Here is a 14,407-nt window from a genome sequence, read left to right as displayed (position 1 = left end):
GCCCCGTCCCGTCGCGCCGCGGCCACGGCGACGGCGCACGCGCCCGTGCCGCACGAGCGGGTCTCGCCGGCGCCGCGCTCGTGCACGCGCAGCGCCACGTGCCGCGGGCCCCGGTCGACGACGAACTCGACGTTCACCCCGTCCGGGTACGCGGACACCGGGCTGAACGGCGGGGGTGCGAACAGGTTTCCGGCGTGGTCGAGGTCGTCGACGAAGGCGACCGCGTGGGGGTTGCCCATGTTCACGTTGCGCGCGGGCCAGCTGCGCTCCCCGACACTCACGGTCACGTCGCCTTCGGGAAGGAACGCCTTGCCCATGCCGACGGTGACGTCGCCCTGCTTGGCGATGTGGACCGACTTCACGCCCCCACGCGTGGCGACCGCGAGGTCCCCTTCGGTGACCTGGCCGGCGCGCTGGAGGTAGCGGGCGAACACCCGCACTCCGTTGCCGCACATCTCCGCGATCGAACCGTCGCCGTTGCGGTAGTCCATGAACCACTCCGCCTCGGCCGCCATGTCCTTGGCCTCGGGATGCGCCGCGGACCGTACGACATGCAGCAGACCGTCCCCGCCGATGCCCGCGCGGCGGTCGCAGAGGGCGGCGACGGCGGCCGGGGGCAGGTCGATGGCGTTCTCGGGGTCGGGGACGATCACGAAGTCGTTCTCGGTCCCGTGTCCCTTGAGGAAGGCGATCCGCGTGCTCATTCCTCGATCGTACGGGGTCGGTACGACACCGTGACGGCTCCGGGGCCTCAGCGCAGGCGGGCCACGCGCCACACGGCGAGGACGACGACCACGGCGACCACCACGGCGTACGCGATCACGACCCGCCAGTCCGAGCGACCGCCGGAGCCGCGCTGCGGCAGGCCCGGCCAGGTGTGGCCGACGCGGCGGGCGGCCATCATGCCCCAGCCCGCGGCGCAGGAGGAGATCAGCAGACCGAGCATGGCGATCATGGCGCCGCTGTCGCCGAAGTTGAACGCCAGGGGGAAGGCGAACATCAGGGACCCGAGGGCGGCGAGGCCCACGATGGGCGCGAGCTGCCAGATGCGCAGCCGGCGCTGCGGGCGCAGCTCGACCTCGACCTCGGGCTCCGCGAACATCTCGTCGGGCTCGGGTCCGTCGGCGGTCACGCCGCCCGACGTCTCGTCGGGCCCGTCGGGGCTCAGTCGCTCCCCTTCCGGTTCCCGCGGATCCTGTGCGGTGTCAAGCTCCGCGCCTTGTGCGGTGTCGCGAGGGCCGGCCTCCATCGCCACGCGCCCTCCCAACTCGGACTCCACTTGGTCGATCGAAGCTCGATGATGGCACGGCCCCGGCGGCCGGGATGGCGGGCGGAGCGTCCCGATGCCATGACGTGATCAGGCTGTAACCGGTCGTTCGACCAATGCCAGCGCACGCTGCGGAAGTTCCGTGAGATCCGTCGCGGCCCCACTCAGCCAATGCACCCGCGGGTCGCGCCTGAACCAGGAATCCTGGCGGCGCGCGAAGCGCTTGGTGGCGCGTACGGTCTCGGCTCGCGCCTCGTCGTCGGTGCACTCCCCGGAGAGCGCCGCCAGTACCTGCTGGTAACCGAGCGCCCGCGATGCCGTACGCCCCTCGCGCAACCCCTGTGCTTCCAGTGCGCGCACCTCCTCGACCAGTCCGGCCTGCCACATCCGGTCCACCCGGCGGGCGATGCGGTCGTCGAGCTCGGGGCGCGCCACGTCGACGCCGATCTGCACGGTGTCGTACACGGAGTCATGGCCGGGAAGGTTGGCGGTGAAAGGCTGCCCGGTGATCTCGATGACTTCGAGGGCACGGACGATACGGCGGCCGTTGCTGGGCAGGATCGCGTGGGCGGCCTCGGGGTCGGTGGCGGCCAGCCGGGCGTGCAGGGCGCCGGAGCCGCGCAGGGTGAGCTCGTCCTCGAGGCGGGCCCGCACCTCGGGGTCGGTGCCGGGGAACTCCAGATTGTCGACGGCCCCGCGGACGTACAGGCCGGAACCGCCGACGAGAATCGGCCAGCGCCCCTCGGCGAGCAGCGCGTCGATACGGGCGCGGGCGAGCCGCTGGTACTCGGCGACACTCGCGGTCACCGTCACGTCCCAGATGTCCAGAAGGTGGTGGGGGACGCCGGCGCGTTCCTCGGGCGTCAGCTTGGCGGTGCCGACGTCCATTCCCCGGTAGAGCTGCATGGAGTCGGCGTTGACGACCTCACCCCCGAGACGCTGGGCCAGGTGGACACCCAGATCGGACTTTCCTGCGGCGGTCGGACCGACGACGGCGATGACCCGCGGAGCGGGGGCTGAACTACTCACCGCAACAGTCTCGCAAACCCCAGGGCCTCTTCTCGAACGAGATACGTGACGCCACGGGCCCGGGGTCGTTGCCTCTTGGGAGGTTCCAGCCGCCGGTTTCGAGGGGCGGCGACCCGGGCGAGGCAATGGGACGCACCGGGCGACGCGGAATTTCGCCCGCACGAGTAGGGTATGGAGATGATATGGGCGTTTTTGCAAGGCTTCTTAGGAAAGATGGATCCAAGTCCAAGAAGTCCGAAGATGCGTCAAGCACCGAGGCACAGGCCGACACACTGACGGCCGACCCCGAGGTGAAGGCTGAGACGGAGGACGCCGTGAAGGGGGCGGCCGAGACGGGGACCGAGTCCGCGGCGACGTCGGCCGAGCCCGCCGAAACCGCGTCGGGGGACGGCGTCGAGATCCCCAAGCAGCAGTCCGCCGAGGCGGCGGCCGACAACCAGGCCGACGAGGGCGCCCACAAGTAACGGTCCCGCGAGGGTGGGTGAACCATGGGTCTCCTGGACAATCTGAAGGGCAGGCTCGCGCCTGCCAAGGAGAAGGTCTCAGACCTCGCACAGCGGCATCCCGGCCCGATCGACAAGATCGAGCACGGTCTCGACAGGGCCGCCAAGCTGGCCGATGAGAAGACCAAGGGCAAGTACAGCGACAAGATCCAGACAAGGGCCGGCAAGGCCAAGGACGCCCTGGACCGGCTCGCGCACAAGGAGCGCGGTGGGACGGACGGCGGCGCTGCGCCTCCGCCGCCCCCGACATCGTGAAACAGCACCTCGGCGGACGGCTTCGCGGAGCACATGAGGCTCCGGGCCGTCCGCCGTGTGCTTGGCCGACGCCATCTGCTGCCGGGCGAAGCCACGCACGGCCCGGGGTCCGGCCGTCACGCCCCGGGGCCCGGCCACCACGCCTGGGGGCCAACTCGGCAGCCACGCCCAGATATTGGCGGCGCCCCGAGGCCCGCACCTCGTAGCCGTCCGGCGTCGAGTGCCTAAGACCAGGCCGTCACCAAGTACCCCACGCCGTAGGGCGCGTCCTCGTACAGCAGCGCGCCGCCGAGGCCCGCACCCTCGGCCGCGCCCGCGAGCACGTGCCAGGAGGCGCGGCCGGAGGCCTTCAGCTCGTACGCCAAGTCGGCGTCCAGTGCCTTGAGTGCCGCCACGTCCGCCGTCCCCAGCGCACGCGCGACCCCCGCGTCGAACTCCGCCGCCCGCTCGTCCAGATATCCCGGCGCCTTGACCGTCCGGCACGCGCTGGCGTCGCCCATCACCAGCAGCGCCACCCGTCCCGCCCGCGCGGCGATGTCCTCTCCGGCCCGAAGGCAGCGCTCGACCGAGAGACGTTCCTCCACGCCGAGACCCTCGACCGGGGCGTAGGACCAGTCCGTTCGTCTCAGCAGCCAGGCCGCGACGGCCAGCGACAGCGGAAGTTCACGTGCCGACGTCTCCGACGAGTCGACGCCCGGCCCGTGCTCACCGAGGCGGACGTCGAGGTCCACGCCGAAGCCGCGGAACGAGCCGTGCGAGCCTTCCGGATACGGTCCGCGTCCGCTCGGCTCGGCGGGGCCGACGACGATCAGCCGGTCGGGCCGCGCCGCGGCGAGTACCCCTAGGGCGTCCTCGCAGGCCGCTCGCGCGGTGTCCAGCTCGGGCGCCGCGCCCGCCGCGACCTCCGGCACGAGCAGGGGCGGGCAGGGGCAGACGGCGGCGGCGACCAGCATGATCGCAGCCTACTGCCGCGGCTGCCCGTCCAAATGGTCGCGCTCGGTGCGGTCAGCGCTCGGTGCGGTCAGTGAGCGGAGCAGCCGCCCGTGGCGGCCGGCAGCGGCGCCGGGACACCCACGGCGGGCAACCCGAGCATCACGCCCGCCGGCTTGGCGGTCTCGGCCGCGTTGCGCTTCTCCCAGGCGTCTCCCGCGCACGTGCGGCGCACGTCGAGGACGGCGCCCTCGGCGAGCAGGTGGTGCGGGGCGGCGTACGTGATCTCCACGGTGACCACGTCGCCGGGGCGCACCTCGACGTCGGGCTTGGTGAAGTGCACCAGGCGGTTGTCGGGGGCACGGCCGGAGAGACGGTGCGTGGCGCCGTCCTTGCGGCCCTCGCCCTCGGCGGCCATCAGCTCCAGGGTGCGGCCGACCTGCTTCTTGTTCTCCTCCCAGGAGATCTCCTCCTGGAGGGCGACGAGGCGCTCGTAGCGCGACTGCACGACCTGCTTGGGGATCTGGTTCTCCATGGTGGCCGCCGGGGTGCCGGGGCGCTTGGAGTACTGGAACGTGAACGCCTGGGCGAAACGCGCCTCGCGGACCACGTGCAGGGTCTGCTCGAAGTCCTCCTCGGTCTCGCCGGGGAAGCCCACGATGATGTCCGTGGTGATGGCGGCGTGCGGGATCGCGGCACGGACCTTCTCGATGATCCCGAGATACCGGTCCTGCCGGTACGAGCGGCGCATCGCCTTCAGGACGGGGTCGGAGCCGGACTGCAGCGGCATGTGGAGCTGGGGCATCACGTTCGGCGTCTCGGCCATCGCCGCGATCACGTCGTCCGTGAAGTCACGGGGGTGCGGCGAGGTGAACCGCACGCGCTCCAGGCCGTCGATCTTCCCGCAGGCCCGCAGCAGCTTGCTGAAGGCCTCGCGGTCGCCGATGTCGGCGCCGTAGGCGTTGACGTTCTGGCCAAGCAGCGTGATCTCACTGACGCCCTCGCCGACCAGCGCCTCGATCTCGGCGAGGATGTCACCGGTCCTGCGGTCCTTCTCCTTGCCGCGCAGCGCCGGGACGATGCAGAACGTGCAGGTGTTGTTGCAGCCGACGGAGATGGAGACCCACGCGGCGTAGGCACTCTCGCGGCGGGTCGGCAGCGTCGAGGGGAACGCCTCGAGCGACTCGGCGATCTCGACCTGTGCCTCTTCCTGGACGCGGGCGCGCTCCAGGAGGACGGGCAGCTTGCCGATGTTGTGCGTGCCGAAGACGACGTCCACCCAGGGCGCCTTCTTCACGATGGTGTCGCGGTCCTTCTGCGCGAGACAGCCCCCGACGGCGATCTGCATCCCGGGCCGCTTCGACTTCATCGGCGCGAGACGGCCGAGATTGCCGTACAGGCGGTTGTCGGCGTTCTCCCGCACGGCACACGTGTTGAAGACGACGACATCCGCGTCGCCGTCCGCACCCTCGGGTGCCCGCACGTAACCTGCGTCCTCCAGCAGCCCGGAGAGCCGCTCGGAGTCGTGGACGTTCATCTGGCACCCGTAGGTGCGCACCTCGTAAGTCTTCGCGCTCATCTCGTACACCAGGGTACGGGGTCGCCACGCGCGCGTGGCCGGGTATTCCCGGCGGGCCCGGGCCGGCACCGGCGCATGGAGGGTGGCTCATGGGCCCTGCCCTGGTCATCGCCGCCCGTGAGCTGGCAGGATCGCGCGCATGTTCCAGGTACTCGGCCGCATCGGCAGACGCCGCGTCCTGCAGGGTTCGACCGCCGCCTTCGTGGCCTTCGGGCTGCTGTTGTGGTGGCTGCTGCCCCTGGGCGAGAGCTCGCCGGGCGGGACGGTCACCTTCAGCACGGGTACGCGGACGGGGGTCTACCAGCTCTACGGGGAGCTGCTGCAGAAGGCACTGGCGAAGGACATGCCGCGCCTGGACGTGAAGCTGCTGAACAGCGAGGGCTCGCAGGAGAACGTGGCGCGGGTGGCCACCGGGGAGGCGGACTTCACGATCGCGGCGGCCGATGCGGTGGAGAAGTACAAGCTGGCGGGCGGACCGGGTGCGGACCAGCTGCGCGGCTGCGCCCGGCTGTACGACGACTACATGCACGTGGTCGTTCCGCGCGCGTCCTCCGTGGACTCCATCAGGGATCTCCGGGGGAAGAAGGTGGCCGTGGGGCAGCCCGGCTCGGGCGTACGGCTGATCGCGGGGCATGTGCTCGAGGCGGCCGGTCTCGACCTGGGGAAGGACATCACCCCGGTGTCCGAGGGCATAGGAACCATGCCGAAGCTGCTTGAGGAGGGCAAGATCGACGCCTTCTTCTGGTCCGGCGGGCTGCCGACCAGTGCCGTGACCGACCTCTCGACGAGCGTCGACATCAGGCTGGTCCCGATCGACGAAGACCTCATCGCGAAGCTGCACAAGCAGGGCCGCGAGTCCCGCTACTACCGCGCCGCCGTCATGCCCGCGGACGCCTATCCCAAGGCCCAGGCGGGCACCGCCGTACCGACGTTGGCGGTGGCGAACCTGCTCGTGACGCGGGCCGACACCGACGCCGAGCTGACCGAGGGGCTGACGCGTACGGTGATCGACAGCCGCGACCGCATCGGCGGCGAGGTGCACGCGGCGCAGCTCGTGGACCTCCGGACGGCGATCTACACCGATCCCCTGGACCTGCATGAGGGCGCGCGCCGCTACTACCGCTCGGTCAAGCCGTAACCCGGTCCAGCCCTGGCATCAGGGCGTGGGCGCCGAGCCTTCAGCCGGTAGTTGCCGAGTCATCAGGCCGTAGGTGCCGAGTCATCAGGCCGTAGGTGCCGAGCGCGGCACGATCACCGTCACCTTCAGACCGTGCGGCTCGTGATGGGCGTACGCGATCGACCCGCCGCCCGCCGCGAGCAGCGCCCGTGAGATCGACAGTCCGAGACCCGAACCCTTGATGTTCTGGTGGCCGGCGCTGCGCCAGAACCGGTCACCGATACGGGCGAGTTCGTCGTCGCTGAGCCCCGGACCGCGGTCGGTGACCACGATGGTCGAGGTCACCCCGTTGGACGCCACCTCGACCTCCACGCACTCGCCCTCGGGCGTGAACTTCAGCGCGTTGTCGATCACCGCGTCCAGTGCGCTGGAGAGAGCGACCGGGTCGGCCCAGGCGGTCGTGGCCGGGCAGTTCCCGACCAGGCGTACGCCCTTGTCGTCGGCGACCGGCGACCAGGAGGCCACGCGCTCGGCGGCCAGTTCGCCGATGTCGGTGAGCCGCAGATCCGCCTCGGCGTGCTCGGCCAGGGCCAGATCGAGCAGGTCGTCCAGAACGTTGGCGAGGCGCTTGCCCTCGGTGCGGACGGAGGCGATCTCCTCGTTGCCCTGAGGGAGCTCCAGGGCGAGCAGCTCGATGCGCAGCAGCAGGGCGGACAGGGGGTTGCGCAGCTGGTGCGAGGCGTCGGCGACGAAGGCGCGCTGCTGTTCCAGGACGTCCTCGACGTTGTCGGCCATCTCGTTGAACGAGCGGGCCAGACGCCGGAGTTCCGGTGGGCCTCCGGCGACCGCGACCCGGGACTTGAGGCGTCCGGTCGCGATGTCGTGCGTGGTGGCGTCCAGGACGCGCACCGGCCGGAGCACCCAGCCGGTGAGGCGCAGCGCGGCGCCGAGGGCGAGGAGCATCGCGGCGGCCTCTCCCGCGCCGATGATCAGCCAGGCGTGGAGGGTCTTCGAACGCATCTGCCCGGTGGGCGAGTCGGTGACCACGACCGCGATGACGTCGCCGTCCCGGATGACCGGGGACGCGACGACGAGCCGGTTGCGCTGCCAGGGCCAGACCTGCTCCGGGTCGTGGCTGCGGCGGCCCAGGAGCGCCTCGTTGAACGCCTGGAGGCCTTCGCTCTCGTCGGGGAGGTACCAGTCCGTGGGCGCGTTGGCCATGGGTTCTTTGCTGCGGTAGAAGACCCCGGCCCGGATGCCGTACACGCCGTGGTACTTGGTGAGTTCCTGGCGGAGGGTCTCGCGGCGCTCGTCCGTGGGGGTGGAGGCGACCCGGGAACCGGTCGGGCGGTCGGTGACGAACTGTGCCAGCGACGCGAAGCGTGCCGTGTCGTCGATGCGGTCGACGACCACTTTCTGCTGCTCGGCCGCGGCCACGCTGATGGCGAGCGGGAGGCCGAGAGCGAGCAGTACGGCCGCCATCAGAACGATGAGCAGCGGAAGGAGGCGTGCGCTCACCCGGGCCCGCTACGACGCGGGGGCGACGAGCCGGTAGCCGACGCCGCGCACGGTCTCGATCAGGGTCGGCATCCGCAGCTTGGAACGCAGGGAGGCGACGTGCACCTCCAGGGTGCGGCCGGTCCCTTCCCAGCTGGTGCGCCACACTTCGCTGATGATCTGCTCCCGTCGGAACACCACTCCGGGGCGCTGGGCGAGAAGCGCGAGAAGGTCGAACTCCTTGCGGGTCAGTTGGACGACCGAACCGTCAACACTGACCTGGCGGGTGGGCAGTTCGATGTGCACGGACCCGAGTTTCAGCGCGGTCTCCCCGGAAACCGCCGCGTCGTCGGGAGCGGTGCGCCGGCTGACGGCGTGGATACGGGCGAGCAGTTCCCCGGTGTCGTAGGGCTTCACCACGTAGTCGTCGGCACCGAGATTGAGGCCGTGGATCCGGGAGCGTACGTCGGAACGCGCGGTCACCATGATCACCGGAATGCTGGTGCGTTTGCGGATCTTGCCGCAGACCTCGTAGCCGTCCTGGTCGGGGAGGCCGAGGTCGAGAAGTACCACCCCGAAGCCCTCGCTTTCCGGGACGAGCGCCTGCAGGGCCTCCTCGCCGCTGCGGGCGTGCACGACCTCGAAGCCGTGCCGTGCGAGGACCGCGGACAGCGCGGCGGCGACATGGTTGTCGTCCTCGACGAGGAGCAGTCTCATTCCGGCCCCCTTCCCTTCATCAGTCATACAATGTCGACACATATACGTGTGCACGCGCGGATGCTCCAAGGAAGTCACGCCGATGGACAAGGACGGCGTCAAGGGGGAGCGGGTCGAGGGCGGCTTCCGTTACTCAGCCGGTACTCAGCTCGTACAGGTACACCCTGGATGGCTCCCTTCACGAAGAGTGTCCGCTTGCTACCAGATCGTTATGCTCAATTTCCCCTCAGATGTAATGACGCTGGTCGTCAGGCATTACTACTGTCTCCGCAACCGAGGAGGACGGAGCAAAAGGCCGATGACCGAAGTATCGGTGACCAAGGACGCCGTACCCATGGCCGACGATCTGGTCGTACTGCAGAACGTCAACAAGCACTTCGGCGCGTTGCACGTGCTTCAGGACATCGACTTGACCATCACTCGTGGTGAGGTTGTCGTGGTCATCGGGCCCTCCGGGTCCGGAAAGTCCACCCTGTGCCGCACGATCAACCGTCTGGAGTCGATCGATTCGGGAGCCATATCGATCGACGGCAAACCACTGCCCGCGGAGGGCAAGGCGCTCGCCCGACTGCGTGCCGACGTCGGCATGGTCTTCCAGTCCTTCAATCTCTTCGCCCACAAGACGGTGCTCGAGAACGTGACGCTGGGCCAGCTCAAGGTCCGCAAGGCGGACAAGAAGGCGGCCGAGGAGAAGGCACGCGCGCTGCTCGACCGGGTGGGCGTCAGCACACAGGCGGACAAGTACCCCGCACAGCTCTCGGGCGGTCAGCAGCAGCGTGTCGCGATCGCCCGGGCGCTGGCCATGGACCCCAAGGTGATGCTCTTCGACGAGCCGACATCGGCTCTCGACCCCGAGATGATCAACGAGGTCCTGGAAGTCATGCAACAGCTCGCCCGTGACGGTATGACGATGATCGTCGTCACGCACGAGATGGGCTTCGCCCGTTCGGCTGCCAACCGTGTCGTTTTCATGGCTGACGGCCGGATCGTCGAGGAGGCTGTGCCGGACCAGTTCTTCAGCAACCCGCGCAGCGACCGTGCCAAGGACTTTCTGTCGAAGATCCTGCACCACTGAGGCGCCTGCGCACCGGGCCACGAACAGGAGCCCGTGCCACCAGCATCGAACGGCCAGCATTTCTTCACCAGCAAAGGATGTTCACCATGAAGTTCCGCAAGGTTACGGCAGCGGCCGCCACCGCGATCGTCCTCTCCGTGACGGCGACCGCCTGCGGCGGTGACGACGACAAGAGCTCCGCCTCCGGCAGTGGTTCCGGTGGCGGCGACAAGATCAAGGTCGGCATCAAGTACGACCAGCCGGGCCTCGGCCTGAAGGAGCCGGACGGTACCTTCTCGGGCTTCGACGTGGACGTCGCGACCTACGTGGCCAAGGAGCTCGGCTACGACGCCGACCAGATCGAGTTCGTCGAGACGAAGACCCCCGACCGGGAGAACGCACTGAAGCGCGGTGACGTGAAGTTCATCGCGGCCACCTACTCGATCAACGACGAGCGCAAGAAGTCGGTCGACTTCGCCGGCCCCTACCTGCTGGCCCACCAGGACCTGTTGGTCAAGGCCGACTCGGACATCACCGAGGCCACGGACCTCAACGACAAGAACCTGTGCTCGGTGACGGGCTCCACTTCGGCGCAGAACGTCAAGAACGACTTCGCCCCGAAGGCCAACCTCACCGAGAGGAGCGGCTACTCGGAGTGCATCTCCGCTCTGCAGAGCGGCGCCGTGGACGCGCTGACCACGGACGACTCGATCCTCGCGGGCTTCGCCGCACAGGAGCAGTACAAGGGCCAGTTCAAGCTCCTCGGCCTCAAGCTCAGCAACGAGAACTACGGCATCGGTGTGAAGAAGGGCGACACCGAGACGCTCAACAAGATCAACACCGCCCTGGAGAAGATGGTCAGCGACGGCGCCTGGGAGAAGGCCGTCAAGGACAACTTCGGTCCGGCCAACTACAAGAACGAGCCCGCGCCGAAGATCGGCAACATCGTCAAGTAGCGCGAGGGTTCACGGGCGTGCCGTCGCCGACTGCGATCAAGGCGGCGGCACGCCGCGCTGTCCACGTACGCCACACACCCGGAAGCGCGGGAAATCGTGTTCGACTTTCTTTCAGACTATGACGACCCGAGCCTGTTGGGCGCCTTCTGGACGACGGTACAGCTCACCGTCCTCTCCGGCGTCGGCTCCCTGGTCTGGGGCACCATCCTGGCCGCGATGCGGGTCAGCCCGGTGCCGCTCATGCGCGGGTTCGGCACGGCCTACGTCAACATCGTCCGGAACATCCCCCTGACCGTCATCATCGTCTTCACCTCGCTCGGCCTCTCCGACATCTTCGGCGTGACGATGGGTGCGTCCGACTTCGAGGTCCGGGGCTTCCGCCTGGCGGTCCTCGGTTTCGTCGCCTACACCGCGGCCTTCGTCTGCGAGGCGATTCGTTCCGGCATCAACACGGTGCCGCTCGGACAGGCCGAGGCGGCCCGTGCCATCGGGCTGAACTTCACCCAGATCCTGCGGCTGATCGTCCTGCCGCAGGCCTTCCGTTCGGTGATCGGCCCGCTGGCCAACGTGCTGATCGCCCTGACCAAGAACACGACCGTGGCAGCCGCGATCGGCGTGGCCGAGGCCGCCCTCCTGATGAAGGAAATGATCGAGAACGAGGCCCAGACGCTGCTCATCGGCGCGATCTTCGCCTTCGGGTTCGTGGTACTGACTCTGCCCACCGGCCTCATCCTCGGCTGGCTGAGCAAGCGACTGGCGGTGAAGCGATGAGCTCCGTTCTCTACGACACTCCGGGGCCCCGCGCCAAGCGGCGCAACGTGTTCCTCTCGGTGGTCTTCTTCGTCCTGCTCGCCCTGCTCCTGTGGTGGGTCTGGCGGACGATGGACGAGAAGAACCAGCTGACCTGGGCCCTGTGGAAGCCGTTCACCGAGTCCCAGGCCTGGACGACGTATCTGCTGCCGGGCCTGGCCAACACGCTGAAGGCCGCGTCAATGGCCATGCTGATCGCCCTTCCGCTGGGCGCGGTCTTCGGCATCTCGCGCCTCTCCGACCACCGGTGGGTGCGGGGTTCAGCCGGCGTGGTGGTCGAGTTCTTCCGGGCGATCCCGGTACTGCTGCTGATGCTGTTCGCCAACGAGTTCTACGACCGCTACACGAACGTCACCAGCGAACAGCGGCCCCTCTACGCGGTCGTCACCGGACTGGTGCTCTACAACGCGTCCGTCCTCGCGGAGATCGTACGGGCCGGCATCCTGTCCCTGCCCAGGGGCCAGTCGGAGGCCGCGATGGCGATCGGCCTGCGCAAGGGCCAGACGATGAACAACGTCCTGCTGCCGCAGGCCGTCACGGCCATGCTGCCGGCCATCGTCAGCCAGCTCGTGGTCATCGTGAAGGACACCGCGCTGGGCGGCGTGATGATCGGGTTCACCGAGCTGCTCAACACGCGCCAAACGCTCGCGGCCAACTACGCCAACGTCGTTCAGAGCTTCGTCGTGGTGGCGGTCATCTACATCGTGCTCAACTTCATCCTCACCAGCTTCGCGAGCTGGCTGGAGGGCAGGCTGCGGCGCAGCAAGAAGGGCACGGGTGCGGTCCTCGGGGTCGACGACGTGGACGACATCAACGCCGGCGAGGTGGGGGGCACGACCGCGACCGGTGGCGGCGGCACCATCTGATGAACAGTCAAGTGGCATGAGCGGTACGGAGGCAGTGGCATGATCGCCACTGCCTCCGTCACTTGACGCAAGTACCGGCAGTGGGTTGCATACGTTCTGTGATCGTGCACCCCGCCCCACCTGCCAGTTCCGGCAACACACTCAGGACACCGCTCCAGGCAGGGGGAGCCACGCCGTGGATCCGGTGATCATCGCCGGAGCGGGGCCCGTCGGGCTCACGCTCGCCCTGGCGCTGGCGCGTCAGGAGGTGCCTTCCGTCGTCCTGGACGAGGGGTCCGGTAAGGACGAACAGCGGCTGGCACGAACCGTCGTACTGCGTGAGGACACCGCGGCACTGATGGCGCGGCTCACGGGATCCTCCCTCACCGAGACCGGTTTCCGTTGGTCCGGATGGCGTTCGATGCGGCGCAAGCAGGTGATGCGGCAGATCACGTTCAGCGACGACGATCCCGCTCCCTTGCACATCGCCCAGCACGAGCTGACCGGCGCCCTGCGGGAAGCGATCGCGAACGAGCCCCTGATCAAGGTCGCCGTGGAGAGCCGCCTCGACTCCATAGAGCAGGAGACGCAAGGCGTGACCGCGCACACGCGCGGCCCCAAGGGCACGTGGTGGCGCGGCAGTTACCTGGTCGGCTGCGACGGCCCACGCTCGACGGTGCGCAAGCTCGAGGACATCCGCTTCCCGGGACGTACGGCCGTGGAGCGACACGCCGTCGCGGCACTGCGTACGGAACTTCCATGGCCCGGCGAGGCGTTGTTGCACCGGATGCCGCCGTGGCGGACGTCAGGACCTTCGGCCGGGGAGGTGACCGGGCGTCCCCTCGCCGACGGTGTGTGGCGTCTGGACTGGCTGCTGCCGCCGGGGAAGGACCTGGTCACACCCGACCTGCTGGTGGCGCGCGTCCGGGAGACCCTCGCGGGCTGGTGCGGAGGTTCCACACCGCCGTACGAACTGCTCGACACCGGAGTCCACATCGTCCACCACCGCCTCGCCCGTCGCTGGCGGGTCGGCCGTGTCTTTCTCGCCGGGGACGCCGCGCATCTGCTCGGCGCGCTCGGCTCCCAGGGACTCGACGAGGGCCTGCGCGACGCCGACAACCTCGCCTGGAAGCTGGCCCTCGCCTGGCATCACGGGCCGCACGAGGCGCTGCTCGACAGCTACCAGGTGGAGCGGCGTGCCATCGTCGCCGCACGGCTGCGCGCCGCCGACCAGGCCCTGCCGGTGCTGCGCTCCGGCGGAGGTCTGCGCGCTGTCGTGCCCGGATCGGCGCGTGGTCATGACGCGCTGCTCACAGATGGTCACCTGGGGCGCGGCCCGCTGGGTGAGCCGGGGGCGTACGCCGATTCGCCCCTCGCGCCTCCACGCGCCGAGTCGGCTCTCGACGTCGCCACAGCGGTGGGTGCTCCGGTCACCGATGTGCGGGTGACGGCGGAGGACGGTTCGTTCGTACGGCTGCGGGAGAGGCTGGGGCGCGGGGCACTCCTCGTACTGCTGATCGCGCCGGGCACCGGTGTGTGGGAACGCAGGCACTGGGTGACGGCTGGGATCATGCCCCGGCTCGCGGCCGCCGTGACCGCGCTCCCGCACCGTGCCGAACTACTGGTCGCCGAGAGCTACCCGGGAGCCGCCGCGCACACGGTGCTGCTGATCCGTCCGGACGGCCACCTGGTCACGGCGTTGAACGGGGTGCGGCCGGCCGATCTGTACGAGGCAGCCGAGGCGGCTCTGGGTGGCCCGCGGGCCACCACCCAGGCTGCGGGCACCAGTTGAGCCGCCGTCCATTCAGTGACACTGAGTTGACCGGTCCGCACCGTCATGGTCTACTC

At 69.3% G+C, this 14,407-nt stretch carries 15 protein-coding genes; 8 read left to right on the top strand and 7 right to left on the bottom strand.

Annotated elements, in window-relative coordinates; genetic code table 11:
• From dapF to miaA, 3 genes are all read right to left on the bottom strand, one after another.
• The coding region (gene dapF / locus FGD71_RS44625; protein ID WP_119106334.1) for a diaminopimelate epimerase at positions 1-704 on the bottom strand (704 nt) is incomplete at its 3' end.
• Between the two features lie 47 nt (positions 705-751).
• The gene (locus FGD71_RS44620) at positions 752-1,249 is read right to left on the bottom strand and encodes a hypothetical protein (protein ID WP_119106333.1); all 498 of its coding nucleotides are present in this window, start codon (positions 1,247-1,249) and stop codon (positions 752-754) included.
• Between the two features lie 108 nt (positions 1,250-1,357).
• On the bottom strand, positions 1,358-2,296 hold the full coding sequence (gene miaA, locus FGD71_RS44615; RefSeq protein ID WP_119106332.1) for a tRNA (adenosine(37)-N6)-dimethylallyltransferase MiaA: 939 nt from the start codon (positions 2,294-2,296) through the stop codon (positions 1,358-1,360).
• A 290-nt stretch (positions 2,297-2,586) separates the two neighbouring features.
• Here miaA and FGD71_RS49980 point away from each other — a divergent pair, with 290 nt between their 5' ends.
• Positions 2,587-2,760, top strand: a complete 174-nt coding sequence (locus FGD71_RS49980) for a gliding motility protein (RefSeq protein WP_338120115.1) — start codon at positions 2,587-2,589, stop codon at positions 2,758-2,760.
• 24 nt (positions 2,761-2,784) lie between these two features.
• Positions 2,785-3,054 (top strand): antitoxin, encoded by a 270-nt coding sequence (locus FGD71_RS44605; RefSeq protein WP_119106330.1) that lies wholly within the window; start codon positions 2,785-2,787, stop codon positions 3,052-3,054.
• A 224-nt stretch (positions 3,055-3,278) separates the two neighbouring features.
• Here FGD71_RS44605 and FGD71_RS44600 read toward each other — a convergent pair whose 3' ends face one another.
• Positions 3,279-4,007: a class III extradiol dioxygenase subunit B-like domain-containing protein gene (locus tag FGD71_RS44600; protein ID WP_119106329.1), complete on the bottom strand. Its 729-nt coding sequence runs from the start codon at positions 4,005-4,007 to the stop codon at positions 3,279-3,281.
• Between the two features lie 68 nt (positions 4,008-4,075).
• Positions 4,076-5,563: a tRNA (N6-isopentenyl adenosine(37)-C2)-methylthiotransferase MiaB gene (miaB, locus tag FGD71_RS44595; protein WP_119106336.1), complete on the bottom strand. Its 1,488-nt coding sequence runs from the start codon at positions 5,561-5,563 to the stop codon at positions 4,076-4,078.
• A gap of 139 nt (positions 5,564-5,702) precedes the next feature.
• On the opposite strand from miaB, the gene FGD71_RS44590 reads away from it, so the two are divergent.
• The gene (locus tag FGD71_RS44590) at positions 5,703-6,701 is read left to right on the top strand and encodes a TAXI family TRAP transporter solute-binding subunit (protein ID WP_119106328.1); all 999 of its coding nucleotides are present in this window, start codon (positions 5,703-5,705) and stop codon (positions 6,699-6,701) included.
• 84 nt (positions 6,702-6,785) lie between these two features.
• On the opposite strand, the gene FGD71_RS44585 is transcribed toward FGD71_RS44590, so the two are convergent.
• Together FGD71_RS44585 and FGD71_RS44580 are read right to left on the bottom strand one after the other, a co-directional pair.
• Positions 6,786-8,198: a HAMP domain-containing sensor histidine kinase gene (locus tag FGD71_RS44585; RefSeq protein WP_119106327.1), complete on the bottom strand. Its 1,413-nt coding sequence runs from the start codon at positions 8,196-8,198 to the stop codon at positions 6,786-6,788.
• Between the two features lie 9 nt (positions 8,199-8,207).
• Positions 8,208-8,894 carry a response regulator transcription factor gene (locus tag FGD71_RS44580; RefSeq protein WP_119106326.1) on the bottom strand — a complete coding sequence of 229 codons (687 nt, stop codon included), beginning with the start codon at positions 8,892-8,894 and terminating at the stop codon, positions 8,208-8,210.
• A 298-nt stretch (positions 8,895-9,192) separates the two neighbouring features.
• Between FGD71_RS44580 and FGD71_RS44575 the strand changes: the two genes are divergently transcribed.
• The 5 genes from FGD71_RS44575 to FGD71_RS44555 all read left to right on the top strand — a co-directional run bounded on the left by FGD71_RS44575 (position 9,193) and on the right by FGD71_RS44555 (position 14,351).
• Positions 9,193-9,969: an amino acid ABC transporter ATP-binding protein gene (locus FGD71_RS44575; protein ID WP_119106325.1), complete on the top strand. Its 777-nt coding sequence runs from the start codon at positions 9,193-9,195 to the stop codon at positions 9,967-9,969.
• A gap of 86 nt (positions 9,970-10,055) precedes the next feature.
• Positions 10,056-10,904, top strand: a complete 849-nt coding sequence (locus FGD71_RS44570; RefSeq protein ID WP_181359401.1) for a glutamate ABC transporter substrate-binding protein — start codon at positions 10,056-10,058, stop codon at positions 10,902-10,904.
• Positions 10,905-11,000: 96 nt separating this feature from the next.
• Entirely contained in the window at positions 11,001-11,675 is a 675-nt protein-coding gene (locus tag FGD71_RS44565; RefSeq protein WP_119106323.1) for an amino acid ABC transporter permease, read from the top strand.
• The gene (locus tag FGD71_RS44560) at positions 11,672-12,580 is read left to right on the top strand and encodes an amino acid ABC transporter permease (RefSeq protein ID WP_119106322.1); all 909 of its coding nucleotides are present in this window, start codon (positions 11,672-11,674) and stop codon (positions 12,578-12,580) included. The genes FGD71_RS44565 and FGD71_RS44560 overlap by 4 nt, the downstream gene beginning before the upstream one ends.
• A gap of 175 nt (positions 12,581-12,755) precedes the next feature.
• Positions 12,756-14,351, top strand: coding sequence for an FAD-dependent monooxygenase (locus tag FGD71_RS44555; RefSeq protein WP_119106321.1), 1,596 nt, complete (start codon positions 12,756-12,758; stop codon positions 14,349-14,351).
• The last annotated feature ends 56 nt before the right edge of the window (positions 14,352-14,407 follow it).

The organism is Streptomyces sporangiiformans, assembly GCF_005768555.2.
GTDB classification, from domain to species: Bacteria; Actinomycetota; Actinomycetes; order Streptomycetales; family Streptomycetaceae; genus Streptomyces; species Streptomyces sporangiiformans.
Note: the sequence above shows the minus strand (reverse complement) of the source record. Positions and strands in the feature narration are given on the sequence as shown.